General features: G+C 64.4%; 24 protein-coding genes. 8 read left to right on the forward strand and 16 right to left on the reverse strand.

The window, feature by feature from the left end; genetic code table 11:
• Positions 1-28: 28 nt before the first annotated feature.
• The 6 genes from PSV40_RS02745 to PSV40_RS02770 form a co-directional block, all read right to left on the reverse strand.
• The gene (locus PSV40_RS02745; RefSeq protein WP_300533975.1) at positions 29-1,042 is read right to left on the reverse strand and encodes a cytochrome D1 domain-containing protein; all 1,014 of its coding nucleotides are present in this window, start codon (positions 1,040-1,042) and stop codon (positions 29-31) included.
• Complete coding sequence (locus tag PSV40_RS02750; RefSeq protein WP_300533868.1) at positions 936-1,568, reverse strand: SRPBCC family protein; 633 nt, start codon at positions 1,566-1,568, stop codon at positions 936-938. Before PSV40_RS02750 ends, PSV40_RS02745 begins: the two co-directional genes overlap by 107 nt.
• A 45-nt stretch (positions 1,569-1,613) precedes the next feature.
• Positions 1,614-1,865 carry a DUF2933 domain-containing protein gene (locus tag PSV40_RS02755; protein WP_300533871.1) on the reverse strand — a complete coding sequence of 84 codons (252 nt, stop codon included), beginning with the start codon at positions 1,863-1,865 and terminating at the stop codon, positions 1,614-1,616.
• Between the two features lie 12 nt (positions 1,866-1,877).
• Entirely contained in the window at positions 1,878-2,327 is a 450-nt protein-coding gene (locus PSV40_RS02760; protein WP_300533874.1) for a hypothetical protein, read from the reverse strand.
• A 146-nt stretch (positions 2,328-2,473) separates the two neighbouring features.
• On the reverse strand, positions 2,474-2,896 hold the full coding sequence (locus PSV40_RS02765; protein ID WP_300533876.1) for a hypothetical protein: 423 nt from the start codon (positions 2,894-2,896) through the stop codon (positions 2,474-2,476).
• A 175-nt stretch (positions 2,897-3,071) separates the two neighbouring features.
• The gene (locus PSV40_RS02770; RefSeq protein WP_300533877.1) at positions 3,072-3,515 is read right to left on the reverse strand and encodes a hypothetical protein; all 444 of its coding nucleotides are present in this window, start codon (positions 3,513-3,515) and stop codon (positions 3,072-3,074) included.
• Between the two features lie 283 nt (positions 3,516-3,798).
• On the opposite strand from PSV40_RS02770, the gene PSV40_RS02775 reads away from it, so the two are divergent.
• From PSV40_RS02775 to PSV40_RS02795, 5 genes are all read left to right on the forward strand, one after another.
• A complete protein-coding gene (locus PSV40_RS02775; protein ID WP_300533879.1) occupies positions 3,799-6,498 on the forward strand; it encodes an HAD-IC family P-type ATPase in 2,700 nt (899 codons plus the stop codon).
• Positions 6,495-7,502 (forward strand): sodium:calcium antiporter, encoded by a 1,008-nt coding sequence (locus PSV40_RS02780; protein WP_300533882.1) that lies wholly within the window; start codon positions 6,495-6,497, stop codon positions 7,500-7,502. The genes PSV40_RS02775 and PSV40_RS02780 overlap by 4 nt, the downstream gene beginning before the upstream one ends.
• A gap of 30 nt (positions 7,503-7,532) precedes the next feature.
• The gene (locus PSV40_RS02785) at positions 7,533-9,200 is read left to right on the forward strand and encodes a cation:proton antiporter family protein (protein ID WP_300533885.1); all 1,668 of its coding nucleotides are present in this window, start codon (positions 7,533-7,535) and stop codon (positions 9,198-9,200) included.
• Complete coding sequence (locus PSV40_RS02790; protein WP_300533888.1) at positions 9,197-10,090, forward strand: universal stress protein; 894 nt, start codon at positions 9,197-9,199, stop codon at positions 10,088-10,090. The genes PSV40_RS02785 and PSV40_RS02790 overlap by 4 nt, the downstream gene beginning before the upstream one ends.
• 156 nt (positions 10,091-10,246) lie before the next feature.
• On the forward strand, positions 10,247-11,623 hold the full coding sequence (locus tag PSV40_RS02795) for a TAXI family TRAP transporter solute-binding subunit (protein WP_300533891.1): 1,377 nt from the start codon (positions 10,247-10,249) through the stop codon (positions 11,621-11,623).
• On the opposite strand, the gene PSV40_RS02800 is transcribed toward PSV40_RS02795, so the two are convergent.
• The 3 genes from PSV40_RS02800 to ettA form a co-directional block, all read right to left on the reverse strand.
• Positions 11,608-13,032: a GntP family permease gene (locus tag PSV40_RS02800; protein ID WP_300533894.1), complete on the reverse strand. Its 1,425-nt coding sequence runs from the start codon at positions 13,030-13,032 to the stop codon at positions 11,608-11,610. The two genes, PSV40_RS02795 and PSV40_RS02800, sit on opposite strands and share 16 nt — an antisense overlap.
• 101 nt (positions 13,033-13,133) lie before the next feature.
• Entirely contained in the window at positions 13,134-13,676 is a 543-nt protein-coding gene (locus PSV40_RS02805) for a DUF1415 domain-containing protein (RefSeq protein ID WP_300533897.1), read from the reverse strand.
• A gap of 140 nt (positions 13,677-13,816) precedes the next feature.
• On the reverse strand, positions 13,817-15,478 hold the full coding sequence (gene ettA, locus PSV40_RS02810; protein ID WP_293593548.1) for an energy-dependent translational throttle protein EttA: 1,662 nt from the start codon (positions 15,476-15,478) through the stop codon (positions 13,817-13,819).
• Between the two features lie 339 nt (positions 15,479-15,817).
• Between ettA and PSV40_RS02815 the strand changes: the two genes are divergently transcribed.
• Positions 15,818-17,530, forward strand: coding sequence for a DEAD/DEAH box helicase (locus tag PSV40_RS02815; RefSeq protein ID WP_300533902.1), 1,713 nt, complete (start codon positions 15,818-15,820; stop codon positions 17,528-17,530).
• On the forward strand, positions 17,472-18,101 hold the full coding sequence (locus PSV40_RS02820) for an epimerase (protein WP_366914939.1): 630 nt from the start codon (positions 17,472-17,474) through the stop codon (positions 18,099-18,101). Before PSV40_RS02815 ends, PSV40_RS02820 begins: the two co-directional genes overlap by 59 nt.
• 90 nt (positions 18,102-18,191) lie before the next feature.
• On the opposite strand, the gene PSV40_RS02825 is transcribed toward PSV40_RS02820, so the two are convergent.
• The 7 genes from PSV40_RS02825 to PSV40_RS02855 all read right to left on the reverse strand — a co-directional run bounded on the left by PSV40_RS02825 (position 18,192) and on the right by PSV40_RS02855 (position 24,177).
• Positions 18,192-18,575, reverse strand: a complete 384-nt coding sequence (locus PSV40_RS02825) for a hypothetical protein (RefSeq protein WP_300533904.1) — start codon at positions 18,573-18,575, stop codon at positions 18,192-18,194.
• Between the two features lie 42 nt (positions 18,576-18,617).
• Positions 18,618-19,130, reverse strand: coding sequence for a gluconokinase (locus PSV40_RS02830; protein ID WP_300533907.1), 513 nt, complete (start codon positions 19,128-19,130; stop codon positions 18,618-18,620).
• Between the two features lie 31 nt (positions 19,131-19,161).
• The gene (locus PSV40_RS02835; RefSeq protein WP_300533909.1) at positions 19,162-20,367 is read right to left on the reverse strand and encodes a mandelate racemase/muconate lactonizing enzyme family protein; all 1,206 of its coding nucleotides are present in this window, start codon (positions 20,365-20,367) and stop codon (positions 19,162-19,164) included.
• Between the two features lie 71 nt (positions 20,368-20,438).
• Positions 20,439-21,449 (reverse strand): TRAP transporter substrate-binding protein, encoded by a 1,011-nt coding sequence (locus PSV40_RS02840; RefSeq protein WP_300533912.1) that lies wholly within the window; start codon positions 21,447-21,449, stop codon positions 20,439-20,441.
• 43 nt (positions 21,450-21,492) lie between these two features.
• Positions 21,493-22,791 carry a TRAP transporter large permease subunit gene (locus tag PSV40_RS02845; protein WP_300533913.1) on the reverse strand — a complete coding sequence of 433 codons (1,299 nt, stop codon included), beginning with the start codon at positions 22,789-22,791 and terminating at the stop codon, positions 21,493-21,495.
• A gap of 51 nt (positions 22,792-22,842) precedes the next feature.
• Positions 22,843-23,406, reverse strand: a complete 564-nt coding sequence (locus tag PSV40_RS02850) for a TRAP transporter small permease (protein WP_300533916.1) — start codon at positions 23,404-23,406, stop codon at positions 22,843-22,845.
• Positions 23,407-23,433: 27 nt separating this feature from the next.
• Positions 23,434-24,177 (reverse strand): FadR/GntR family transcriptional regulator, encoded by a 744-nt coding sequence (locus PSV40_RS02855; RefSeq protein ID WP_300533918.1) that lies wholly within the window; start codon positions 24,175-24,177, stop codon positions 23,434-23,436.
• A gap of 82 nt (positions 24,178-24,259) precedes the next feature.
• On the opposite strand from PSV40_RS02855, the gene PSV40_RS02860 reads away from it, so the two are divergent.
• On the forward strand, positions 24,260-26,002 hold the full coding sequence (locus PSV40_RS02860) for an IlvD/Edd family dehydratase (protein WP_300533921.1): 1,743 nt from the start codon (positions 24,260-24,262) through the stop codon (positions 26,000-26,002).
• Positions 26,003-26,008: the final 6 nt, after the last annotated feature.

Consider the following 26,008-nt stretch of genomic DNA (forward strand, 5'->3'; position numbering starts at 1 on the left):
CATCGCCCTGAAATCCGGCCGAAGCTTGTCACGGTCTCACGCTGACGCCGTTGGGCCCTTTGCCAACGGGTACGGTTGCCGCCACACTGCGCTTCCTGATATCGAGCACCGACAGCGTGCCGGCGTAGGTGTTCGTGATGTAGGCGTATCGTCCGTCCCGGTCAATGGCCACGCCGTGAGCGCCGGCGCCGGTTTCAACGGTCTTGATTACCTTGAAAGTACCGAGATCGATCATGCTGACGGTCTTGCCTGGTTTTTTTCGCGTGCCCTGGTTGGCAACAAGCAAGGTGGTGGAATCCGGCGTCGCGAACAACTGAATGGGAACCGTTCCGACAGCAATCCTGTGCAAGATCTTGCGGGTCGCAGGATCGATCACCGCAACAGCGTTTTCTCCGGACAGTGAAACGAACGCCAGACGCCCGTCGGGCGTAAAGCCAACCTGGGCTGGCCCTTTGCCCACCGGTATTTGCGCCACTTCCTTTTGACTGGCTGTATCCACCACGGATACCGTGCCCCCCTTGAGGTTGGCAACATAGGCCTGCGTGCCGCCCGGGCTGAATCGAATGCCGTGGGGAAATTTTCCAACCGCTATCGTTGACACCCGGCGTTGCGTCGAGGCATTTATCACGCTCAATGTGTTGTCGCCGCCGTTGGTGACGTAGGCAAAGCGACCATCCGGAGTCAGCACAACATGCGCTGGATGCAAACCTACCCCTACTTTCGCAACCACCGCATGGGTCGTGGTGTCAATCACCCAGACGGCACCAGCATCGCCCATGGCCTGATGCTCGTCCTTGCCCATGCCTTGATGAGCAGAAGCATCTGCGGTAGCCGGCTCTCCATTGTTGGTCACCCACACCCGCGTGCCATCCGGTGAGACTTGCACGTTGTGCGGCTTTGCGCCTACACGCACGTTGGCAAGCGTCTTGAACGACTCAGCATCCAGCACGCTGACCGTGTCGGCCTCCTCGTTCGCTACATACACCTTGTCTGCCGCCAGGCCGACACCCGCGACACCCCATCCTGACAGCATTGCCACCATCACCAGCCAGTTCCTGATTCCAGACATGATTACTCCTTGTTAAAAAATTCATTGCATCCCGGGCCATGCGTGTCACGCACCACTCTGCGTAAGCCTGGCCCAGGAGTTTTCCCAGCCAGCGCCCGGCCAGGCCGGTTGGAGAGCTGTAGTCAATCCAGACACGCAAGCGGGTACCGGTGGCTGCCGGGGAAAGTTCGAATCCCATGCGGTACCGGCCGATCACCAGCAAGCGCGGCTGACCGCGCGTTTCCCAGGTTTTCCGGACAGGAGGCTCATAGCGGGTAACAACTTCCTCCACATGCAAAGACACACCGAGAACTCGGCCTTTCATGCGTATCACTGATCCGACCGCCTGACCCCGCTGGCTGTCGAGCTCTGTTTTCATCGTTGCGCCCGCCATCATGAGAGACCGCTTCTCCATGTGCGCGGACAGCCGTCTGTGATCGTCCAGCCATGCGAAGATGGCTGTGGAATCTGCGGCAATCCCGACCAGCGCTTCCCGATGAAGCTGGAACGGCGCATTCATGCACGGTTCCGCCGCGGGCCGTGGTGAAGGGTTTTCAGTTCCATCTCATGACCCCTTCCCGTGGCTCGTGTGCTCCGGCTCCTGTCGCCGATGCCCATGGCCGCCATGGCCGTGCCCATGCATCAGGTGCATCAACGGACAGGCCAGCAAAAGCAGGTACGGCCAGTAGCCCAGAACATGGCCCCAGTGCTCACGCAGAAGGTAGAAGCCGGCGATCAGGGCGGCCGTTGCGACCGCCATGCCGGCAGGCCGGCGCCAGAACGATGGCACCTGTCGATCATTGTCAAACGGGTCCATGATGACTCTCCTTCAAAGCTGCCAGCGAAAAATCCGGGGGGCGGATTCACCCGGTCGCGCAATCCTGAGTTCAATCACGCCCGGTCGTGGCGCCGGAACATCGAAGGCCAACACCCCTTCCCGGTGATGGCCGCCGGGTGGCGCGCCCTGCCAGCTCACAGGCCTGAATGTGCGCCCCTCGTCGGTCACCAGGGTGGCGCTCCGGGTCAGGTCATCGCTCAGGTCCGCACTGTGTGTGTCCAGCACGACCATGAACTCCCACCGGCTGTCCGGGTTTCCGATCGACTTCGGTGTCACCCTGACCGTTACCCCTTGATCGCTCGTCGACTGCGTGGCGATCGCATCAGGACTTGCCTGAGCCATCACACCCCAGGGCACTGTCGCCAGCACAAGGCCGGCGCAGGCCACCCCGCCAGCGAACAAGCAGCGCCGACTCAATTTGTAGCCTCTTGTGTCAAGCATGCCGATCTCCTCGAAAAACAATCTGTACTGAAATCCAGCCTGCGGCCAGCGTCCCGAGGCACGACGACATCGCACGGCAACGGCAGGCCGATGCCAGGTTCAGCCGCCAGCGCGTGGTCCATCTCGGCGCCAAGGCTGGCAACTCCTCACCTGGCGGGCGCAGGCGGCATGCGGTCCATCATCATTTTCATCATGGTCTGCATCATCTCCATGCGTTTTTCCATCATCTGCTGGCGCGCGTCCAGGTCGCCGGCCATACCCGGCATGCCTTTCATGCCGCCCATGCCAGCGCCGGACATACGGTCCATCATGGCCATGCCGTCCTGCATCGTTTTCATGTGTTCGGCCATCAGTTTGTTGCGCTCTTCTGCGGTCTTGGCGTTCATCATTTTTTCGTGCAAGCCCTGCATGGTCTTCATCTGCGCATCCATCCTGGTCATCTGGTCAGATGCAGCCATGCTGGGGGTGCTTGTGCTGCCCATGCGCATGGCAGGGGCTGTATTGCAGGCAGTCAATGCGCCGACAGCGGTGAGCGCTACGGCAAGGGGAATAAATCGGAATTGGGTCATGACAGACTCCTGGTGGGTTGAAGAAAGAACGGGGAATGCATCGTATGTGGGTAAACACAGGCGCTGGCGCGATGCCTGACGCCCCCCTCTTTCACCTGGGCACAACGCCCTTTGGACCGGGAAATGGACGCAGGTCTGCGGAACGCGAGGTTCCGGGCCAGCCGTCAGAAGGCGGCTAAAGTGCCAGCCGCGAGTAGCGAACCCGAATGGGCCGCTCAGGTAAGGTGGGCTGGACGTCGTCCATCCGCCGAGACGTCGGAGCAGCAGGCGTCACCGCTGTCCAGAGAATTGACATGAGAGGCGCCGGACCAGGATCGGCCTGGGTCGCCTTCAAGTCTTGTTTGGGTAGAGAGTGCGCGCCATCGTCGCAGACCTTCAGGCACGGCGCCTTGGAGGGATGCGAGTCACCATCGTGACCAGCAACAACTCCCGCATGACCCGGGGAGACAAGGGGCGTCTGCGCTGTTTCGGACGATTCGACGGGTGCTGCGTGGGCGTGCGTGATGCGCGCTTCCAGCAAGCAGGCATTGGCGACCCCTGAAGCCAGCGCAAACAGCCACCCCAGCAACACCAGAAATGCGGTGTGGCGTTTGCTACGGGTGCTGAAAGAAAGCTTCATGGAAGTACAGGTTCTGAGGTCGATGCTAACGGGGCTCCGCAACGGCTAATTGATATGTATCAAAGGGAGTGGTGCCTGTGGGTACCTTATGCAGGTGGCACCTTACCAACGGTCACGAACTCCTTGTGCGCAGCCTCGGCCCCTGAAGAGCGGCGTGATCGCCGCGATGGCAACGGGCTTGATGTAACGCAAGCGGCAGGGCATCCCGTTCGCTGAGGCTGCGGCATGCGGACCGGGGTGGCCGATTTTTGCGCTACCCTGACGGCAACAACCTGCCCTGCCCATGACCGCCAAGACCCTCTCCTCACACAGCGGGCCCACGCCCGTTCCTCCACCGTGGCATGCCTTGCCGGCCGGCGAGGTCCTGGCCCAACTGGCCTGCGACCCCGCCGTCGGGCTCAGCGCCGCAGACGTGGAGCAACGACGCGCGCGCGAAGGCGCCAATGCCCTGCCTGAGCCGCAGCGCCGCTCCATGCTGGCGGTGTTTGCGCGCCAGTTCAAGAGCCCGCTGATTTACATCCTGTTCGCCGCCGCCGTCCTGGCGGTTGCCATGGCGCACTACGGCGACGCGGTGGTCATCCTGGTCGTGGTGCTGGTCAACGCCGTGGTCGGCACCTTCCAGGAGGGCCGTGCAGAACGTTCGATGGCCTCGCTGCGCCGGCTGGCGGCGCTGCGGGTGCGGGTGCTGCGCGATGGACAGGAGGCGCTGATCGCGGCGCGTGACCTGGTGCCGGGTGATCTGCTGCTGCTGGCGGCCGGCGACGCGGTGGGCGCCGATGCCCGCCTGATCGAGGAAGCCCAGCTGCAAGTCGCCGAGGCCGCGCTGACCGGCGAATCGGTCCCGGTCAGCAAGGCGGTGGCGCCACTGGCCGAGTCCACCGGGCTGGCGGACCGTCGCAACATGCTGTTCTCCGGCACCTACGCAACTGCCGGCCGCGCGCGGGCGGTGGTCGTGGCCATCGGCAGTCACACCGAAGTCGGCCGCATTGCCGGGCTTACCGAAACCGCAGCCGACCCCCAGACGCCGCTGGAGCAGCGCATCGCGCAGTTTGGCCGCGCGCTGGTCGTCGCCGCGCTGGTGCTTTTTGTCGCGGTGGTCGCGCTCGGGATGTTCCGGGATCTGCCGCTGGCCGATGTGCTGATGGTGGCCATCAGCCAGATGGTGTCCATGGTGCCCGAAGGCCTGCCGGTGGCCATGACCATCGCGCTGGCGGTCGGCATGCAGCGCATGGCGGGGCGCGGCGCCATCATCCGCCGCCTGTCGGCCGTCGAAACCCTGGGCTCGACCACCGTGATCTGCACCGACAAGACCGGCACCCTGACGCGCAACGAAATGACGGTCAACACCTTGTGGCTGCCCGGTGGGCTGGAGGTGTCCGTCAGCGGCACGGGCTACGCACCCGAGGGCCAACTGAGTTCTGATGATGCGGCCCTGCTGCCGCTGCTGCAGGCCGCCGCGCTGTGCAACGACGCGCAGCTGCTGCCGCCCGAGGAGGCGCGCACGCAGTGGTCGGTGCTGGGCGACCCGACAGAAGGCGCGCTGAAGGTGCTGGCCGCCAAGGCGGGCATAACCCTCGAAGAACTTGCCCGCGAGGCGCCGCGCGAGGCCGAACTGCCCTTCGATGCCGACACCCGCATGATGGCCACGCGCCATCGTTTTGCCGATGCACCGCGCCGTGTGTTTATCAAGGGCGCACCCGAAGTGCTGCTGCATTTGTGCGCGGCCGACGGAACCGCCGTGATCCACGCGGCCCGCGCGGCCGCCGACGCCATGGCCGCACGCGCCCTGCGGGTGCTGGCCTTTGCCGTGGTGGAAGACGATGTGTTGGACCCCGAGGCCGGTTTCGACGCGCTGGCCGGTCGCGCCCACCTGCTCGGCCTGGCCGGCCAGATCGACCCGCCGCGCGAGGAGGTCAAGGCCGCCGTCGCCGAATGCCGCGCGGCCGGCATCCGGCCCGTCATGGTGACCGGCGACCACAAACTCACCGGCCTGGCGATTGCGCGTGAACTCGGCATTGCCCGTGACGGTGACCGCGCGGTGGACGGCGCCGAGCTCGAACGCATGAACGAGGCGGACCTGCGCGACGGGCTCGATCACATCTCGGTCTTTGCGCGTGTGCATCCGGCGCAAAAGCTGCGCATCGTCGAAGCCCTGCAGGCGCACGGCGAGGTGGTGGCGATGACCGGCGACGGCGTCAACGACGCGCCCGCGCTGGCGCGCGCCGATGTGGGAGTGGCCATGGGCATCACCGGCACCGAGGTGGCCAAAAGCGCGGCCAAGATCATCATCGCCGACGACAACTTCGCCACCATCGTCGCCGCGGTCGAGCAGGGACGTGTGGTTTACGGCAACCTGAAAAAAGTCATTCTCTACCTGTTCGCCACCTCGATGGCCGAGGTACTGGTGCTGCTGCTGGCGCTGCTGGCCGGTTATCCGCTGCCGCTGGTGGCGGTGCAGATCCTGTGGATCAACATCGTCACCGAGGGTACCGTGACGGTGAACCTGGTGATGGACCCGCCCGACGGCGACGAGATGCGCCAGCGCCCCGTGCAGCGCAATGACCGCCTGCTCGGCCGGCAGATGTTGCTGCGCGTCGCGCTGATGACGCCGATGATCGCCGCCGTGACCTTGGGCTGGTTCGCCTGGCGACTCGGACAGGGCTTGCCGATTGATCTGGTGCGTACCGAAACATTCACCGTGCTGGCGATGTGCCAGTGGTTCAACGTACTCAGTTGCCAGTCGGCCACCCGCTCGGCGCTGCAGCTGGGGCTGTTGAAAAACCCCTGGCTGCTCGGCGGCCTGGCCCTGAGCATAGGGCTGCAACTGCTGGTGTTGTATGCCCCGTTCATGAACACCCTGTTTTACACGGTGCCGCTGGCGCCCGCCTCCCTGCTGCCCTTGTTGCTGCTGGCCAGCAGCGTGTTGTGGGCCGAAGAACTGCGCAAGTTGATCGTGCGCCTGCGCCGAAAGCGGACCGCATGAGCCTGATCGTACTCGTCCCGCAGTTCCTGCTGTGCGCGGTGTTGATCGCCGGCGCGGGGTATGTGTTGTGCCAGAGTGCCGACCAGATCGCCAAAGCAACCGGACTCACGGGCGGCTGGATGGGCCTGGCGCTGCTGGCCACGGTGACCTCGCTGCCCGAGCTGGCCTCGGGCATCAGCGCCGTCACCCTCATCAATGCGCCCAATCTGGCCGTGGGCAACGCGCTCGGCGCCTGCGTGTTCAACCTCGTGTTCCTGGTGGTGATCGACGCGTTGCAGCCACACCAGCCGATCTACCGCCGTGCCAGCGCGGCGCACCTGCTGTCCGCCGCCTTCGGCGTGGTGATGCTGGGCTTTGTCGCCATGAGCCTGCTGCTGCCCGCGGCCACACCGGCCATGCTGCATCTGGGGCTGTACAGCCCGGTACTGCTGGTGCTTTACCTGCTGGCGCTACGCAGCGTCTTCGCACACGAGCAGTCGCTGCGTACCCCTCCTGAACCCGATTCCGCCGCCGCGCCGCCGCAGCAGCTGAGGCGGCAGTGGCGCCGCTTCGGGCTTGCAGCGCTGGTGGTGCTGGCGGCCGGCAGCTGGCTGCCCGCCATTGCCGACCAGCTGGCCCAGGCCATGGGCTGGAGCCGCAGCTTTGTCGGCACGCTGTTCATGGCGCTGGTGACCACGTTGCCCGAAATCGCGGTCACGCTGTCGGCCCTGCGCCTGCGCGCGCTCGACATGGCCATCGGCAACCTGCTCGGCAGCAACCTGTTCAACGTGACCATTCTGGCAATCGACGACCTCTTTTACACCCGCGGGCCGCTGCTCGCCGACGCCGCGCCCGTGCATGCGGGCACGGCAATCGCCGCCGTGGTCATGAGCGGGCTGGTGATGATCGGGCTGGTGATGCGGCCCCAGGGTCGCGTGTTGCGTTTTGTCAGCTGGGTCAGCGTGGGCCTGCTGGCCACCTACCTGCTCAATGCGGTGCTGGTGTTCCTGCACGGTGGTGCTTGAGAATAAACTGCTGAACAGGCAGCTGACATCATGGACTTTCTGCAAAATCCTTTCTCCGAGCTTGCACTGCTGCTGCTGGTCTGCGCCTTTGTCGGCGCGCTGTTTGTGCGGCTGCGCCAGCCGGTGCTGATCGCCTACATCGTGGTTGGCATCGCCGTGGGCCCGGCGGGTTTCGGATTCGTGGCCGCACACGACCAGATCGACCTGCTGGCGCAGATTGGCGTCACGGTCCTGCTGTTTGTGGTCGGGCTCAAGCTTGACCTGAAGCACATACGCCACATTGGCGCGGTGGCGCTAGCCACCGGTCTGGGGCAACTGGCATTCACGATCGTGTTTGGCTTTGCCCTGATCCTGCTGCTGGGCAGGGCTCCCATGGAGGCGCTGTACGTGGCCGTGGCGCTGACGTTTTCCAGCACCATCATCATCGTCAAGCTGCTGAGCGACAAGCGCGAGCTCGACAGCCTGCACGGCCGCATCGCGGTCGGTTTCCTGATCGTTCAGGACGTGGCGGTCGTCATCGCGATGATGGCCATGAGCGCGCTCGGCGGACCCGATGGCACGGCCACCTGGGTGGAGGTCCTGTTTTCGCTCGCCTGGCGCCTGGGCGCCGTCACCGCGGTGATGTATGTGCTGATGCGCTGGCCGCTGCCGAAACTGGTGGCCGCGATGGCGCGCTCACAGGAGCTGCTGCTGGTGTTCGCGGTCGCCTGGGGGGTGGCGTTTGCAGCGCTGGGCGAATGGGCTGGTTTCAGCAAGGAGGCCGGGGCCTTTCTGGCGGGCTTCTCGCTGGCCTCGACGCCCTACCGCGAGGCCGTGAACGCACGGCTGACCGGCCTGCGCGATTTCCTGCTGCTGTTTTTCTTCATCGACCTGGGCGCCAAGCTGGACTTCTCGACGCTGGGTGCGGAACTCGCACCTGCCGTCGTGCTGTCGCTCTTTGTGCTGATTGGCAACCCGCTGATCGTGATGGCTATCATGGGCTACATGGGTTATCGCAAGCGAACCGGCTTCATGGCGGGGCTGACGGTGGCCCAGATCAGCGAGTTCTCCATCGTGTTTGTAGCCATGGGCATCTCGCTCGGGCACGTGGGTGTGCAGGCGCTGGGCCTGACCACGCTGGTGGGACTGGTGACCATCACCGTATCGACCTACATGATTCTTTACTCACAGCCGCTGTACACACGCCTTGCGCCATGGCTGACGGTGTTTGAACGCAAGCACCCGTTTCGCGAGCTGGCGGTCGAGCGCCAGCCCGGCGGCAACGAACAGGCCGAGGCCATCGTTTTCGGCCTGGGCCGCTACGGCAGCCGCTTGCTGGCGCAGCTGCGCGCGGCCGGTGTGGAGGCCATTGGCGTGGACTTTGATCCCGAGGCGGTGCGCACCCTGCGCCGCCAGCGGCTGCCCGTTCGCTTCGGCGACGGCGAGGACCCCGACTTCGTCGAAACGTTGCCCCTGGCGCAGGTGCACTGGGTGATCACGACCTTTCCGCAGTGGGAGTCCAACCGGGCCCTGCTGCACGCGCTCCACACCGCGAAATTCAGGGGCACCATCGTCGGTGCGGTGCGCGACGCGGCGCACGGACGTGCCCTGAAGACCGCAGGTGCCGACTACATATTGAACCCCTTCGACGATGCCGCCGACCATGCAGCGCAATACCTGGCCACCCACATCCACGCCCCCAAGGAGGACCTGTCATGAACCCGATGAATTCCATACTGGCAGCTACCGATTTCTCGGCACCGGCGCGTCACGCCGCTGACCGCGCGGCACGCCTGGCCCACGAAACCGGCGCGCAGCTCACCCTGATGCATACGGTTTCCGGCCGCGCGCTGGACGAACTGCGGCAGTGGCTGGGTGCCGGCCATGCCGCAGAAGCACAATTGCTCGAAGATGCGGAACAACAGTTGCGCAAGCTGGCCGAGGAGCTTGCCAGCACCCGGCGCGTGAAAACGCAGACACACCTGGCCACCGGCCCCGTGGTGACCGAGATCGAGCGCGAGGCCGATGCCGTGCAGGCCTCTCTGGTGGTGCTCGGTGCCCGGGGCGCGGGCTTTCTACGCCGGCTGGTGCTGGGCAGCACATCGGAGCGGCTGCTCAAACACACCCACCGGCCCGTGCTGGTCGTCAAACAAACACCGCACGAGCCTTATCGCCGCGTGCTGGTGGCGCTGGACTTCTCGCCCTGGTCGGTGCACGCGATTGCACTGGCCCGCCGCGTGGCGCCGAATGCCCGGCTGGTGCTGCTTCACGCCTTCGAGGTGCCGTTTGAAGGCAAGCTGCGCGTCGCCGGGGTGGACACCGCCACGATAGAACATTACCGCCGGCAGGCCGGCGCACTCGCCACACAGCAGTTGCACCATATCGCCCAGCAGGCCGGCCTGGCGCCGAGTCACTGGGACGCCCGCGTGATCGAAGGCGATCCGTGGCAGCGCATCGTCGAGCAGGAACAGGAGTGCGACTGCGACCTCGTGGTGCTGGGCAAACATGGCCGCTCCGCCGCCGAGGAGCTGTTTCTCGGCAGCGTGACCCGCTCGGTGCTGACCGAGGGAAGCGGCGACGTGCTGGTGTCCATGGCCGGCGCTGCCTGACGCGAGGCCTTCTCCGCCTGCACTTCTGGAAGAAGCCGCTTTTTGCTATGATATTCATAGCTGCTGGCGCACGTCAATCAGGGGCTTGAGGCCGTTTTTATCAATAATCCAGCGTCGTACGCCCGGCCGATTCATGCCGCATGTTAAGGTGCCGGCATGCCCAAAACCATACGCTACACACTGCTGTCGCTGCGCGATCTGGCCGTCTCCGCCGGCCCCTTTGTGGTGCTGGCCGCCACGCTGCTGGTGCTGGCCTACTGGTGGCTGGACCCCAACCCGCCCAAACGCGTCACGCTGGCCACCGGTCCCGCACAAAGTGCGTACGAGGAATTCGGCAAGCGTTACGCGCGCATCCTGGCCAAGGACGGCATCGCCGTTGAACTGCTGCCCTCCGAAGGCTCGGCAGCCAACCTGCAGCTGCTGCGCGAAGGCAAGGCCGATCTCGGTTTTGTGCAGGGCGGCACCAGCGCCACCGATGTGGACACCGACGAGGAACTCGAATCGCTGGGCAGCCTGTTTCTGGAGCCGGTGTGGCTGTTCTATCGCGAAGAGGCCGCACGGAAAGTCGCGGCGGCAACCTCCGGCAACAGCAGCCAGGGCGCGGACGCCGGCGCGGTGCTGGCCTCGCTGACGCAATTGCAGGGCCTGCGCGTCAACGTCGGCACGCCCGGCAGCGGTGTGCCCAACCTGATGAACAAGCTGCTGGAGAGCAACCGCATCGAGCCCGGCGCACTGAAGATTTCCCAGCTCGAACAGACCCCCGCCACCGTCGCCTTCCTGCAAGGTGAGCTGGACGCGATCGTGTTTGCTTCGGCGCCCGAGTCGCTGATGGTGCAGATGCTGCTGCAGACCCCGGGCATCAAGCTGATGGACTTTGCCCAGAGCGAAGCCTACTCCCGGCGCTTCGCCTTCCTGAGCCCGGCCGTGCTGCCGCGCGGGGTGGTGGATCTGGCCGGCAACATTCCGCCGCAGGACGTGCGCCTGGTCGCGCCCACCACCACCTTGCTCACGCGCACCAGCACCCATCCGGCGCTGCTGCAGCTGTTTGCGCTGGCCGGCAATGAGATCCACGGCAGCGCCGGCTGGTTCAAGCACGCCCGCGAATACCCCAATGTCAAGAACAACGAACGGCCAGTGGCCAAGGAAGCCGAGCGCAGCATCCAGGCCGGCGCGCCGCTGCTGCAGCGCTACCTGCCGTTCTGGGTGGCCAACCTGGTCGAGCGCATGTGGCTGGTGATGGGCATCATCATTGCGGTACTGCTGCCGCTGTCACGCATCGTGCCGCCGCTTTACGAGTTCCGCGTGCGCTCACGCATCTTCCGCTGGTACGGACAACTCAGGGACATCGAAAACCGCATTGACGGCGTTGACGAAGCCGGCGCCCTCCACGAGGAGCTCAACAGCCTGGAGCACCGCGCCGAGAAAATCAGCGTGCCCCTGTCCTATACCGACGAACTCTATGCGCTGCGCGCCAACATCCAGCTGGTGCGCAAGAAGCTGCTTCGGCGCCAGACACCTCAGAAAGAACCGTAAGCACTGCCCAGCCACACGACGGCCACCAGCACAACCACCGGCACGACCACCGCGACCACAAAGATGTCCAGGTAGGACTGGCGGTGTGTCAGCCCGCAGATGGACAGCAGCGTGATGACCGCGCCGTTGTGCGGCAAGGCGTCCAGCCCGCCGGTGGCGATGGCGGTCACGCGGTGCAGCAGGTCCGGGTGGATGCCTGCGGCATGCGCCATGGCCAGGTAGGTGCTTCCCAGGGTTTGCAGCGCAATGCTCATGCCGCCCGACGCCGAGCCGGTGATGCCGGCCAGCACATTGACGGAGATGGACAGCGACACCAGCGGGTTGCCTGGCGCAATGCCCAGCACGGCGTCACGGATCAGCGTAAAACCCGCCAGCGAAGCGATCACGGCGCCGTAACCCACCTGCGAGGCGGTGTTGAAAATAGGCGCCACCGCCGATGTTGCCCCGGCGTCCAGCGTGTCTCCCAGCGCGGGCAGACGGCGCCAGGCCAGCACGATCAGCAGCAGCACACCCGCCGTCAGCGCCACGATGATGGACCAGACGCCGCGCACCGCATCCATGCCGACGGCCCCATACAGCGCCTGTGCCAGGTAGCCGGCATCCACGCGCGGCGACACGATTTCGGCCATCAGGTAGTTCAGCGCCACCACCGTGACAATGGGCGCCAGCGCCAGCGTGACAGGCAGGGGCGGCACATCCGTGCTGGCGCTGCTGGACGCGACCGCCTCGCCGACCGCAGCCTGCGCCGGCCCGTCCTCGCCATAGGTCTCGCCCCGGGCCGCTGCATGCCGCGCACGATGCGAGAGCCACACCAGGCCCAGCACCAGCATCAGCAGGCCGGCCAGCAGCCCCAGGCCGGGCGCGGCAAAGGGCGTGGTCCCGAAGTAGGGCATGGGGATGGCATTCTGGATCGCCGGCGTGCCCGGCAACGCGGTCATGGTGAAGGTGAAGGCGCCGAGCGCGATGGTTGCCGGAATCAGGCGCTTGGGCAGGTTCGCGGCGCGAAACAGTTCAACCGAAATCGGGTACACGGCAAAAGCCACGACAAACAATGAAACGCCGCCATAGGTCAGCAAGGCGCAAGCCAGAACCACTGCGGACACGGCGCGGCGCGCACCCAGCCGTTCAACAATGGCCAGGGCCAGCACGCGCGCTGCGCCCGAAGCCTGCATCAGCTTGCCGAACAGCGCGCCGAGCAGGAAAAGCGGAAAAAATGCGATCACAAAACCGCCCAGCGCCTTCATGAAAACCTGGGTGTAGCTCGCCAGCAAGGGCGCGTCGGGGCTGAGCAGCACCGCCAGCAATGCCAGCACCGGGGCGAGAATCAGCACGCTGATGCCGCGGTAAGCCAGCCACATCAACAAGACCAGCGACAGCAAGATGCCGGCGATGCTGCTGCCCGCCGTCATGCGCGCGGCGCCTTTTGGTCAGAAAAAAACAAACTCTTTTCCTCTGTTCAAGTTCTGGCCCGGCCGGGGTCAGGGGCAAGGGAGGGATGGCGCCGCGCCCCTCAGGGCTTGCTCAGCAACGCCTGCCAGCCTGCGTGGCCCAGCTTTTCCAGCGTCTGGATGTTGACGTCAAAGATGGCATCAGCCTCGGGAAAGGCCTCGACCGCTCGCTCCACGCTGTCTTCGCGCAGAAGGTGCAGGATGGCAAACGGTGCGCGGTTGGTGAAGTTGCCGATGTCGTCGGGCTCGGTACCGTCAAACTGGAACTTCGGGTGAAAACTGGCCAGCTGGATCACCCCTTCAAGCTCGTGCTCGGCCACCACGCCTTCGGCTATTTCCAGGAAGTCATTGAAGTCCAGGAAGTCATCGAACAGCGTGGGATGGATCAGCAGCGTGGTGTCGATCTGCTCTGCCGGCGTGGCCACCAGCAGGTCGAGCTCCCTGTCGAGGTCTTCGAGCAGATCGTCAGCATGACGCGCATGGCTGACCACCAGACGCACCTGGTTCTTGACATACACCGCCTTGGCAAACGGGCACAGGTTCAGCCCGATCACGGCTTTTTCCAGCCAGTGCCGGGTTTGATTGAGGACTTCGTCGTCGGTCATAACCATCTCCAGAGAGCTACCGCAATGAGCGATCAGAGGGCTCTTAAACCCAGCAAGGGCCGCGGAACCGGCTTCGCCGGGCCGCAGGCGCAGCGCCCCCTCGGGGGCAGCGCATTACACGAAGTGAAAAGCGTGGGGGCTTAATGAAGTGCCTTGAACCGCATGCGTTTGGGCTTGGCACCCTCTTCGCCCAGACGTTTCTTCTTGTCGGCTTCGTACTCCTGGTAGTTGCCGTCGAAGAAGGTCCACTGGCTGTCGCCTTCGGCCGCCAGGATGTGGGTGGCGATGCGGTCCAGGAACCAGCGGTCATGGCTGATCACCATGATGGAGCCGGCGAATTCGAGCAGCGCGTCTTCGAGCGAACGCAGCGTTTCCACGTCGAGGTCGTTCGAGGGTTCGTCGAGCATCAGCACGTTGCCGCCAGCAATCAGGGTCTTGGCCAGGTGCAGGCGCCCGCGCTCGCCACCGGACAGGGTGCCCACGCGTTTTTGCTGGTCGGCACCGTTGAAATTGAAGCGGCCCGCATACGCACGGCTGGGCATGGTGAACTTGCCGACGGTCAACATGTCGAGGCCGCCGGAGATGTCTTCCCAGACGGTTTTTTCGTTGGCCAGGTCGTCACGGTGTTGGTCGACAAAAGCCATGCGCACGGTCTTGCCGATCACCACCTCGCCGCTGTCGGGCTGCTCCTTGCCGGCGATCAGCTTGAACAGCGTGGACTTGCCGGCGCCGTTCGGGCCGATGATGCCGACGATGGCGCCGGCCGGAATTTTGAAGCTCAGGTTGTCGATCAGCAGGCGGTCGCCGAAGGACTTGCTGACATTCTTGAACTCGATGACTTCATTGCCCAGGCGCTCGGCCACCGGAATGAAAATCTCCTGGGTCTCGTTGCGCTGCTGGTATTCAAAATCGGACAGCTCTTCAAACCGCGCCAGACGCGACTTGCTCTTGGCCTGGCGCGCTTTCGGGTTCTGGCGCGACCACTCGAGCTCTTTCTTCAGGGCCTTGGCGCGGGCTTCCTCGCCCTTTTGCTCCTGCGCCAGGCGTTCGCCCTTTTGCTCCAGCCAGGTGCTGTAGTTGCCTTTCCAGGGGATGCCGCGGCCGCGGTCCAGCTCCAGAATCCACTCGGCGGCGTTGTCCAGGAAGTAGCGGTCATGGGTGATGGCCACCACGGTGCCGGGGTAACGCTGCAGGAACTGCTCCAGCCAGTCCACCGATTCGGCGTCCAGGTGGTTGGTCGGCTCGTCGAGCAGCAGCATGTCGGGCTTGGACAGCAGCAGGCTGCACAGGGCCACGCGGCGTTTTTCGCCGCCCGAGAGGACGCCGACCTTGGCATCCCAGGGCGGCAGGCGCAGGGCGTCGGCAGCGATTTCGAGCTGGTGCTCGGAGTCGGTGCCCGAAGTGGCGATGATGGCTTCGAGCCGCGCCTGCTCGGCGGCCAGCGCGTCAAAGTCGGCATCGGGCTCGCCGTAAGCGGTGTACACGGCTTCGAGCTGGGCCTTGGCGGCAAACACCGCGCCCATGCCGGCTTCCACGCTCTCGCGCACCGTGTGCTCGGGGTCCAGCTTGGGCTCCTGCGGCAGGTAACCGATGTTCAGGCCCGGCATGGGCATGGCCTCGCCTTCGTACTCTTTGTCCAGACCGGCCATGATCTTGAGCAACGTGGACTTGCCGGAACCGTTGGTGCCGAGCACGCCGATCTTGGCGCCCGGGAAAAAACTGAGGGAAACGTCCTTGAGAATCTGACGCTTGGGCGGCACGATCTTGCCGACCTTGTTCATGGTAAATACGTACTGGGCCATCGGGATTCAACTTCTAATAAGGGAAAAAACAACGCAGGGTACCTGACCGGGCCGGCCTGCAAAGCAGGCTGGCCGGCGGTGATGCTGCAAACAAAAACCACACACTTTAGCTGGGGGGCAGGCACCCTGAATCAAGGCGCGTTTCTGGCGTGAACCCCCCGATTATCGTTCCATGCGACAATACACGGGTTGCTGGCTCCAGTTGCCTGCAGCAATTAGGCACACCTTCGGTGACAGTTTGGGTGCCCAGCCTGACTTTTTTACCCGTCTGCCTTTCACTGGCGGAGGCTTCAACAGCCCCCGACTGGCCGATCTTTGGCACCTCCGCGTGCACCATCAATGACTTTTGAAAATCTGAACTTGGCCCCGGCCATTCTTAAAGCCGTGCTTGAGCAGGGCTATACCGTTCCCACGCCCATCCAGGCCCAGGCCATTCCTGCCGTCCTGGCAGGCGGCGACCTGCTCGGCGGCGCCCAGACCGGCACCGGCAAAACCGCGGCCTTCGTGCTGCCCATGCTGCAGCGCCTGTCCTCCGAGCCGTCCCTGAAAAACAAGCGCGGCGTCAACGCCGTGCGCGCCCTGATCATGACCCCGACGCGCGAACTCGCCGCGCAGGTTGAGGAAAGCGTTCGCCTCTACGGCAAATACCTCGAACTCTCCTCCATGGTGATGTTCGGCGGTGTCGGCATGGGCGCGCAGCTTGAAAAGCTCCGCCGCGGCGTCGACATCCTGGTGGCCACCCCCGGCCGCCTGCTGGACCACGCCAGCCAGGGCACGCTGGACCTGAGCCAGGTGCAGATCCTGGTGCTCGACGAGGCCGACCGCATGCTGGACATGGGCTTCATCCACGACATCAAGAAGGTGCTGGCCCTGGTGCCCAAGCAGAAGCAGACGCTGCTGTTTTCCGCCACCTTCAGCGACGAGATCCGAGACCTGGCCAACGGCCTGCTGCGCGACCCGCTGCACATCCAGGTGACGCCGCGCAACACCACGGTGCAGCGCATCACGCAGACGATCCACCCGGTCGGCCGCGGCAAGAAAAAAGCGCTGCTCACGCACATCATCAACGAGCACAACTGGAGCCAGGTGCTGGTGTTCACACGCACCAAGTTCGGCGCCAACAATGTGGCCGAACACCTGACGAAAAACGGCATCCCCGCGATGGCGCTGCACGGCAACAAGAGCCAGACCGCCCGTACCCAGGCGCTGGCCGACTTCAAGAGCGGCAGCATCCGCGCGCTGGTGGCCACCGACATTGCCGCCCGCGGCATCGACATCGACGAGCTGCCACATGTCGTGAACTATGAAATCCCCAATGTCAGCGAAGACTATGTGCACCGCATCGGCCGCACCGGCCGCGCCGGCAACAGCGGCGAGGCGGTGAGCCTGGTCTGCCTGGACGAGGAAGGCTTCATGCAGGACATCGAGCGTTTCACCAAGCAGAACATCGAAAAAGTCATCGTGCCCGGTTTTGAAGCCGAACCCGGCGAAAAAGCCGAGCCGCTGGCCATGGGCCGCCAGACCATCTGGGGCGGCCTGGGCAAGCCGCCCAGCCGTGACGTGATGCAGGCAGCCGCCAAGGCGGCACGCAGCGAAATGATGACGCGCATCCGCGAGAACAAGCCCCAGGCGGGCCGCGGCGCCGGCAATGGCGGCGGCGGCAACGGTGGTGGCAATGGTGGTGGCCGCGGCCGCAGCGGTGGTGGTGGTGGTGGTGGTGGTGGCCGCAGCCAGCCCCAGGGTGGCCAGCCACGCCAGAACTCGGGTTATTCTTCGCAAGGCGGCCAGCCACAGCAGCTGCAAGCGAGGAACTCCAATGCACAACCCCCACGCCAGCGCGAACCTGAAGAACGCGGCGACGCCCAACCGAGCAGCCATGTCTCTTCCGGCTTCCCGTCCTCCGGCCAGCCCACCGGCGGCAACCGCGGCAACTACCGCGGCGGCGGCCGGCCAGCCGGCGGTGGCGGTGGCGGCGGCCGCTCGGGTGGCCCTGGTGCTAGGGGCAACGGGTCTGGTCGGTCGGGAAATTCTGGCTCGTTTACTGGGCGATAAAACCTACTCGGCGGTCCACTGCGTGGGCCGCCGCAAGCCTGCTCCTGTGCACCCCGGACTGGTGGTGCATCTGACCGATTCGCTCCGTGATTTTCCAGCCCCGCCAGTGGACGATGTCTTCATCGCGCTGGGCACCACCATCAAGGTGGCGGGCAGCCAGCAGGCGTTCCGGGCGGTCGATTTCGACGCCGTCGTGGCCCTGGCCAGATCAGCGCGTGACGCCGGCGCGACCCGCCTGGGCATCGTCAGCGCCATGGGTGCCGACGCGAAGTCCCCTGTTTTTTACAACCGCGTCAAGGGCGAGATGGAAGACGCTGTCAGCCAGCTCGGCTACGACAGCGTGGTGTTCGCACGCCCGTCGGTACTGGCGGGCGACCGCGAGGCGCTGGCGCAAGCCACCCGCCCCGGCGAACAGCTCGCCCTGGTCGCCATGCGCCTGTTCAAGCCGCTGATTCCGCGCAACTACCGCGTGGTGGCAGCCGCCGACGTCGCCGCGGCCCTGGTGAGCGCGGTCCATGCCGGCCAGCCGGGACGCCGCGTGTTGCTCTCGGGCGAGTTGCAAGCCGCCTGATCATTTCAAGCCATTTTGGCCACCAGCCCTTGACAGACGGGCGCCACCAGCTACTGATTCAATAGCAATGGGTCCCTGCCCGTGCGGCTTTCAGCCCTGCACAAACAGCGTTACCAGCGGGTCCGGCCCGACTTGGCGGCTCCAGTGGCCGTGGATGGCCGCGTCAAACGAGGCGCCAGTCGGGAGCAGATCAGCCGAATAAAAATGCGCCCCGGGCTTGAACACGCGCGATGTGCCGTCCTGCAGGCCAATTTCCATCTGGCCGCCAAGAATGACCACCCATTGCGGTGTCACCGTGCAATGAAACTGGCTGCGAAACCCCACCGGGCTGTGGCGCAGCTGGTAACCGGTAGACGGCAGCAAGGGCGACAACAGCGCTTGCGGCGACCCTTCGGTCAGCGCAACCGGCTCGTCGCGGAATCCGGCGCGACCGTCGGGGCCGGTGTAGAGCGTGGTTTTGGTGAAAACAGTCATGGCAAGTCCGAGAAAAGTGTGAAGAGTAAATATAGGTTGGGTTCAGGCACCGGTGGTTCGCCGCCAGGCCAGCACGGCAGCCACGATCTCTTCGGGCCGGCTGGACAGGTCGAAGCTTTGTGCATTTTCCTCCGGGCCGGGCGCTTCCAGCGTGCTGAGCTGGCTGGCCAGCAGCGACAGCGGCATGTAATGGCCGGTTCGCGCGGCCATGCGGGCCGCGAGCAAGGCGTAGTCGCCCTGCAGATGGAGAAAACGGGCGTCGGGCGCACCGCGCCGCAGGATGTCGCGGTAGGCCCGCTTGAGCGCCGAGCACGACAGCACCAGGCCCCGCCCGGCCGCCTGCGCCTGCTGGAGCCGTCCGGCCAGCGTTTGCAGCCAGCCCTCGCGGTCCTCGTCGCTCAGCGCGACCCCGGCCGCCATGCGCGCCACGTTGCTGGCGGGATGCAGGCTGTCGCCCTCAAGGAACTCCAGGCCCAGGGCTGCCGCCAGCTGGGCGCCCACGGTGCTTTTGCCGCAGCCGCTGACCCCCATGACCACAAAAATATCGGAACTCATTGGCGTCACATTCTGCCTTGCCAACCAACGCCTAGGCTGACCAGCGCACCGTGGCGTCGGCGCGTTGGTGCAGGTCGGGCAACAGCTCCAGCCCCAAGCCGGGTTTGCCGTTCAGGCTGAGCATGCCTTGGGTCACCGTGGGCAACTCGGTCACGAGTTCCCTGTACCAGCCGGTGTAGAAAGCGCGCACGCTTTCCTGGATCAGGGCATTGGGGGCATGCAGGGACAGGTGGCTGGACGCCGCCCAGACCACCGGCCCGGTGCAGTCGTGCGGCGCCACCGGCAGCTGCCAGGCGTCGGCCATGGCCGCAATCTTGCGGGCTTCGGTCAGGCCGCCGCACCAGCTCAGGTCCAGCATGGCCACACCGGCCACACCGGTCTGCAGGTAGTCCTTGAAGCCCCACTTGTAGCTCAGAGTCTCGCTGGCGCAGATCAGCGCGTCGCAGTCTTTCGAATATTGTTTGAGCAGGTCCAGCGAGTCCATGCGAATCGCGTCTTCGTGCCAGAAGGTGTTGAAGGGCTTGAGCGCGCGCGCGATTTTCTGGGCCATCGGCAGCCGCCACAGGCTGTGGAACTCCACCATGATGTCCATCTGCTCGCCGACCGCGGAGCGGATCTTGCGAAACGGCTCCAGCGCGAGGTCCAGGTCCGCGTTGCTGATGTATTGCCCATCGCTTTTTTCGGCCGCTGGATCGAAGGGCCAGATCTTCATCGCCGTCACGCCTTCGGAGAGCAGCGATTCGGCGAGTTCGTCGGCCCGGTGCAAAAAACCTTCGAGATCTTCGTACGGCCCGGCGTTGGCCTTTTTCGCGTCACCGATGCCCCAGTTGGCGCTGGTCTGGTTGACGGTGCTGCGCACATACTGGTAGCCGGCGCAGGTGTTGTAGATGCGTATGCTGTCGCGGCTCTTGCCGCCCAGCGCGGTGTACAGCGGCATGTTGGCCGCCTTGCCGAAAATGTCCCACAGCGCGATGTCAATGGCCGAGTTGCCGCGCGTTTCCACGCCGGAGCCGCGCCAGCCGAGGTAACCGGTGATGTCCTTGTTGCGCGCCTCGATGGCCAGCGGATCCTTGCCCAGCAGCTTGGGACCGGCCCACTCGTGGATATAGGCTTCCACCGCTTGCGCGCCCATGAAGGTTTCGCCGAGGCCGACCAGGCCTTCGTCGGTGTGGATGCGGACCCAGATGATGTTGGGAAACTCGCCCAGGCGCAGGGTTTCGACTTTGGTGATTTTCAAGGAAGACTCCGAAAAAAAAGGCCGCAAGAGTGAACCCCTACGGCCTTGTCGCGATCCGGCCGAAGCGCCGTTTAGCCGCCGCGTGCCTTCTTCAGCGCGTCCATCACCATCTTGACAGGCTCGGCGCCAATCGTCGGGACGTTCTTGTCATAAACGGGCTTGACCTTGTCGAACATGCGTTTCTGCTCGGCCGCACTCACCTCGTTGACCGTCATGGTCTTCCTCAGATTGGCCAGCGACTTCTCGTTCAAGGCACGGTTGGCCGCGCGCTGGACCTTCTGGCCTTCCATCGCCGCTTCACGCAACACCGCCTGCTCCTGCGGGTTCAGCTGATCCCAGAGCTTCTTGCTGTACAGCACCAGGAACGGTGTGTAGGCATGGCGCGTCACGCTCAGGTACTTCTGCACCTCGCTGAACTTCGAGGTCTCGATGGTCACGAAGGGATTTTCCTGGCCATCGATGGTTTTGGTTTCCAGCGCGGTGAACACCTCGCCAAACGCCATGGGCACGGCGTTGGTGCCAAGCGTCTTGAAGGTGTCCAGGAAGATGTTGTTCTGCATCACACGGACCTTGACGCCTTCAAAGTCTTCCGCTTTGGCGACCGGCCGCTTGCTGTTGGTCAGGTTGCGGAAACCGTTTTCCCAGTAGGCCAGGTTGATCAGGCCGGCTTCTTCCAGCTTTTTGTTGAAGTAGGCGCCGGCCGGGCCGTCGAGCACCGCGTCGGCTTCCTTCTCGTTGGCAAACAGGAAGGGCAGATCGAAGGCGCCGAGCTCCTTGACGATGCCCACCAGCGGCGAGCTCGAGGTGCACACCATCTCCTGGGTGCCGGCGCGCAGCGCCTGTGTCGCGGGCAAATCACCACCGGCGGAGCCGCCCCAGAAAGCGTTGATTTTCATCTTGCCGCCGGTCTTGGCGGCCAGCACTTCCTGCATCTTCTTGACACCGACGCCGACCGGGTGGTCCTCGTTCACGCCATTGGTGAACTTGATGGTGCGCTCGGCATACTGCGCGAAACTTGAAGTGGCCACCAGCAAGGCGGCCGCGGCCAGGGCCGAAGCGAGGGTTCTGCGTTTGAAAAACATGGTTGTCTCCTTTATATAAACGACAGGGGTTGGGAAAGGGAAATCACCGCATCAGCCATTTGAGCGGCTCGGTGACGATGGCTGGAAAAACAATCAACAGGGACAACACGGCCAGTTGCGCCAGCAGAAAGGGCAGAACGCCCTTGAACGCGGTGTCCATGCTGATCTTTGCAACGCCGCACACCACGTTGAGCACGGTACCCACCGGCGGCGTGATCAGGCCGATGGCGTTGTTCATGATGAACATGATGCCGAAATACACCGGGTCGATGCCGGCCTTGAGCACCACCGGCATCAGCACCGGCGTGAGGATCAGCACCGTCGGCGTGAAGTCGAGCGCGGTGCCAACAACCACGACAAGCACCATCATCACCACCATCAGCAGCATCTTGTTGTCCATGAAAGGTGCCATCAGGCCGGCAACTTCCGTGGGAATGTTGGCCACCGTGATCAGCCAGGCGCTGACCATGGCTGCGGCCACGAGGAACATCACCACGGCCGTGGTCTTGCCGGCCGCCAGGATGAGGCCATACAGCTCGGACCACTTGAGTTCGCGGTAGATGAACATGCCGACGACAAAGCTGTAGACCGCGGCCACCACGGCCGCTTCGGTCGGCGTGAAGATGCCGAACTTCATGCCGCCAATGATGACGATGGGCAGGGTCAATGCAAAGCCGCCTTGAGCCGTGATGCGCAGCCGGTCAGGCATGGGCATCCTGGGGGCCGCAGGCACGTTTTCCTTCCTGGCCAACCACCACCAGGTCAGCCCGATCGCCGCGCCCATCAGGATGCCCGGCACGATGCCGGCCAGAAACAGCTTGGTGATGGAGACGTTGCCGGCCACGCCGAAAATGATCAGGCCGATGGAAGGCGGTATCACCGGCGCAATGATGCCGCCAGACGCAATCAGCCCCGAGGCCCGGCCCACGTTGTAACCGGCAGCCCGCATCATGGGAATCAGCAGCGCGGCCAGCGCAGCGGTGTCCGCAATCGCCGAGCCCGACAGCGACGCCATGATCACCGCCGCAATCACCGTGACGTAACCGAGGCCGCCGCGAAAATGCCCGACCCAGGCCATCGCGAGGTTGACAATGCGGCGGCTGATGCCACCGGCATTCATGAACTCGCCGGCCAGCAGGAAAAACGGCACAGCCAGCAGGGGGAAGTTGTCGGCACCGTCGACAAAACGCTGGGCCAGGATCTGGCTGTCGAAAGTGACGAGGCCGCTGGTGGCGGCCAGGAAAGCCATCAGCGCGACACCGCAGACCAGCAGTGCATAGGCGATCGGCATGCCAATCGCCATGGCGGCCAGCAGGCTGAGGATAAAAACGCTAACAGTCATGTGTTGGCCTCGCGCCTGCACCGTACCGTGCGTCCTGAGCTTGTCGAAAGATCATGCCTTGCTTCCCTGGATTTGTTTTTCGACGTCGGCCAGGCCTTCGGTTTCGATCACCTGCACCAGCTCTTCCTCGCTGATGCGCCCCGTCACCAGCCGGAACAGCACGTTGAGATTGATGATGGCCATCACCACACTGACGACGTAGCCGATGCCGTAAATCCAGATCATGGAAATGCCGACCACCGGCGAAACATTGGTGACCTGCAGCTCGTGCATCTTGAAAGTGCCCATGAAAAAAAGCACATTGCAAAACAGCATCAGGGCTTCGCTCAGGAAGAGGCAGACTTTTTTGCCCAGCACCGGCAGGTGCTTGATCAGCGTGTCCACGCCCAGATGCCCGCCTTCGTGCATGGCCAGCATCGCGCCGATGTAGGTCAGCCAGATGAAGAAATACCTCGACATTTCGTCGGAGACGGAGATGCCGGAATTGAAGGCGTAACGCAGCACCACGTTGCCGAACACCATGATGACCATGGCCACCATGCAGACGACCACCAGCAGCTCCAGGAACTTGAAGAACCTGTAAATCGCCGCATCCATCATTTTTTGCAAATTCATCTTTCGCCTGTTGTCGGGTGGGATGGCTCAGGCCGCCTTGAGCTGCCGTGCGGGGCTGCTCAGAATGGGCAGGCGGCGCCGCGAGGCCAGCACCTCTTCGATGTCTTCTTTCGCGCCGTCGATCAGCACGCGGATCGCGCGCTCGGCTTCGTCGGGCTGGTGCGCGATCACCGCGTCCAGCACGGCACGGTGCAGCGGCAGGGAGTGGGCCGGGCCGTCCTTGCGGCGTGTGGAAATTTCAAAGCTGGTGCGCAGCAGCGCGCCCAGCGCCTTGCTCATCTGCACCAGCATGCGGTTGCGGCTGGCGCGCAGCAGGCCCTGGTGAAAACGCAGGTCGTGCGTGACATAGTCGCCGCCCTCTTCGACGGCATGTTTCATACCTGCATAAGCGGCCTCGACCTCGGCAATGTCCTGCGCCGTGGCGCGCTCTGCCGCCAGGCGCATCGCGGCGGGCTCCACCACACGGCGCAGGTCCTGCAGGTCGCGCAAGAATTCGGGGGTCAGTCCCGCCTTGGACTGCCAGATGATGACGTCGGGGTCGAACCAGTTCCAGTGGTCCTCCGACAACACGCGGGTGCCCACCTTGGGCCCGGTGGTCATCAGGCCCTTGGCGATCAGCGACTTGACCGCCTCGCGCACCACCGTGCGGCTGACACCGAGTTCCTGGCACAACACCGGCTCGGGCGGGATCGACGCCCCCACGGCATACCGGCCCGCAACAATGGCTTCGCCAAGGTGGTCAACCGTGTTGCCGTGGACGTTTTTGATCATTGCCGCCTGTTTAGTGGTTATTACTAGGAGTCGCGGCGCAATGGTATGACGATAATATGTTTATCAATTAAGGATTTTCCCTATGACCGACCCCAAGACCCCCCGGAAGAAACCCGAAGAGCTGCGCAGCCAGCAATGGTTTGGCCGCCAGGACCGCGACGGCTTCGCCTACCGCAGCTGGGTCAAGGGCAAGGGTGTGCCGCACGACCAGTTCGACGGCCGGCCCGTCATCGGCATCTGCAACACCTTCAGCGAACTAACGCCCTGCAACAGCCACTTCCGCACGATTGCCGAGCAGGTCAAGATCGGTGTGTATGAGGCCGGCGGTTTCCCGCTCGAGTTCCCGGTCATGTCCTTGGGCGAAACCCTGCTGCGCCCGACCGCCATGTTGTACCGCAACCTCGCCAGCATGGACGTGGAGGAAAGCATTCGCGGCAACCCGATCGACGGCGTGGTGCTCTTGATGGGCTGCGACAAGACCACACCTTCGCTGGTGATGGGTGCGGCCAGCGTGGACCTGCCCACCGTGGGCGTCAGCGGCGGCCCCATGCTCAGCGGCAAATGGCGCGGCCAGGAGCTCGGCTCGGGCACGGGCGTCTGGAGCATGAGTGAGCAGGTGCGTGCAGGCACCCTCAAGCTCGCCGACTTTTTTGAAGCTGAAAGCTGCATGCACCGCAGCCACGGCCACTGCATGACCATGGGCACGGCCAGCACCATGGCCAGCATGGTCGAGGCGCTGGGCATCGGCCTGCCGGGCAACGCGGCCTACCCGGCCGTCGATGGCCGGCGCAATGTGCTGGCGCGCATGGCCGGACGCCGCGCGGTCGAGATGGTGCATGAGGACCTGACACTCTCGAAAATCCTGACACGCGAGGCCTTCGAAAACGCCATCAAGACCCTGGCGGCGATTGGCGGCTCCACCAACGCGGTGATCCACCTGATTGCCATGGCCGGGCGTATCGGCGTCAAGCTCACGGTGGACGACTTCGACCGCCTGGCCAGCGAGTTGCCCTGCCTGGTCAACCTGCAGCCTTCGGGAAAATTCCTGATGGAAGACTTCTGCTACGCCGGCGGCCTGCCGGTGGTCATGAAGGAAATCGCGCAGCACCTGCACACGGGCGCCATCACCGCCAACGGAAAAACCATCGGCGAGAACATTGCCGATGCGCAAAACTACAACACCGAAGTGATCATGCCGCTGGCCACGCCGTTCAAGGACAAGGCCGGCATTGCCGTGCTGCGCGGCAACCTGTCGCCGCGCGGCGCCGTCATCAAGCCGAGCGCTGCGACGCCCGCACTCATGGTGCACACCGGCCGCGCGGTGGTGTTTGAAAACATCGAGGATTTCCACAAGCGCATCGACGACGAAGACCTCGACATCGACGAGACCTGCGTGATGGTGCTGAAAAACTGCGGCCCCAAGGGTTACCCCGGCATGGCCGAGGTGGGCAACATGCCGCTGCCACCCAAGGTGCTGCGCAAGGGCATCACCGACATGGTGCGCATCAGCGACGCCCGCATGAGTGGCACCGCCTACGGCACCGTGGTGCTGCACACGGCGCCCGAAGCGGCGGCCGGCGGCCCGCTGGCGATTGTGCAGAACGGCGACCTGATCGAACTCAATGTGCCCGAGCGCAAGCTGCATCTGCACATCAGCGACGAGGAACTGGCGCGCCGCCTGGCCGAATGGAAGGCACCCCCGCCGCCGCTGTCTTCGGGTTACTGGAAGCTGTATGTCGACCATGTGCTGCAGGCCGACGAGGGTGTGGACCTGGACTTCCTGGTCGGCAAACGCGGCTCCTTCGTGCCGCGCGACAACCACTGATTCACA

It is taken from the genome of Polaromonas sp., assembly GCF_029945925.1.
Classification (GTDB): domain Bacteria; phylum Pseudomonadota; class Gammaproteobacteria; order Burkholderiales; family Burkholderiaceae_C; genus Polaromonas.

Bases quoted from the DNA above. Each gene is read 5' to 3' on its own strand.
- PSV40_RS02855 (WP_300533918.1), bottom strand. From the start codon at position 24,177: ATGATCAAAAACGTCCACGGCAACACGGTTGACCACCTTGGCGAAGCC.
- PSV40_RS02765 (WP_300533876.1), bottom strand. From the start codon at position 2,896: ATGACCCAATTCCGATTTATTCCCCTTGCCGTAGCGCTCACCGCTGTC.
- PSV40_RS02780 (WP_300533882.1), top strand. From the start codon at position 6,495: ATGAGCCTGATCGTACTCGTCCCGCAGTTCCTGCTGTGCGCGGTGTTG.
- PSV40_RS02775 (WP_300533879.1), top strand. From the start codon at position 3,799: ATGACCGCCAAGACCCTCTCCTCACACAGCGGGCCCACGCCCGTTCCT.
- PSV40_RS02790 (WP_300533888.1), top strand. From the start codon at position 9,197: ATGAACCCGATGAATTCCATACTGGCAGCTACCGATTTCTCGGCACCG.
- PSV40_RS02830 (WP_300533907.1), bottom strand. From the start codon at position 19,130: ATGAGTTCCGATATTTTTGTGGTCATGGGGGTCAGCGGCTGCGGCAAA.
- PSV40_RS02860 (WP_300533921.1), top strand. From the start codon at position 24,260: ATGACCGACCCCAAGACCCCCCGGAAGAAACCCGAAGAGCTGCGCAGC.
- PSV40_RS02800 (WP_300533894.1), bottom strand. From the start codon at position 13,032: ATGACGGCGGGCAGCAGCATCGCCGGCATCTTGCTGTCGCTGGTCTTG.
- PSV40_RS02745 (WP_300533975.1), bottom strand. From the start codon at position 1,042: ATGGTGGCAATGCTGTCAGGATGGGGTGTCGCGGGTGTCGGCCTGGCG.
- ettA (WP_293593548.1), bottom strand. From the start codon at position 15,478: ATGGCCCAGTACGTATTTACCATGAACAAGGTCGGCAAGATCGTGCCG.
- PSV40_RS02750 (WP_300533868.1), bottom strand. From the start codon at position 1,568: ATGAATGCGCCGTTCCAGCTTCATCGGGAAGCGCTGGTCGGGATTGCC.
- PSV40_RS02795 (WP_300533891.1), top strand. From the start codon at position 10,247: ATGCCCAAAACCATACGCTACACACTGCTGTCGCTGCGCGATCTGGCC.
- PSV40_RS02785 (WP_300533885.1), top strand. From the start codon at position 7,533: ATGGACTTTCTGCAAAATCCTTTCTCCGAGCTTGCACTGCTGCTGCTG.
- PSV40_RS02845 (WP_300533913.1), bottom strand. From the start codon at position 22,791: ATGACTGTTAGCGTTTTTATCCTCAGCCTGCTGGCCGCCATGGCGATT.
- PSV40_RS02840 (WP_300533912.1), bottom strand. From the start codon at position 21,449: ATGTTTTTCAAACGCAGAACCCTCGCTTCGGCCCTGGCCGCGGCCGCC.
- PSV40_RS02815 (WP_300533902.1), top strand. From the start codon at position 15,818: ATGACTTTTGAAAATCTGAACTTGGCCCCGGCCATTCTTAAAGCCGTG.
- PSV40_RS02770 (WP_300533877.1), bottom strand. From the start codon at position 3,515: ATGAAGCTTTCTTTCAGCACCCGTAGCAAACGCCACACCGCATTTCTG.
- PSV40_RS02825 (WP_300533904.1), bottom strand. From the start codon at position 18,575: ATGACTGTTTTCACCAAAACCACGCTCTACACCGGCCCCGACGGTCGC.
- PSV40_RS02805 (WP_300533897.1), bottom strand. From the start codon at position 13,676: ATGACCGACGACGAAGTCCTCAATCAAACCCGGCACTGGCTGGAAAAA.
- PSV40_RS02850 (WP_300533916.1), bottom strand. From the start codon at position 23,406: ATGAATTTGCAAAAAATGATGGATGCGGCGATTTACAGGTTCTTCAAG.
- PSV40_RS02755 (WP_300533871.1), bottom strand. From the start codon at position 1,865: ATGGACCCGTTTGACAATGATCGACAGGTGCCATCGTTCTGGCGCCGG.
- PSV40_RS02760 (WP_300533874.1), bottom strand. From the start codon at position 2,327: ATGCTTGACACAAGAGGCTACAAATTGAGTCGGCGCTGCTTGTTCGCT.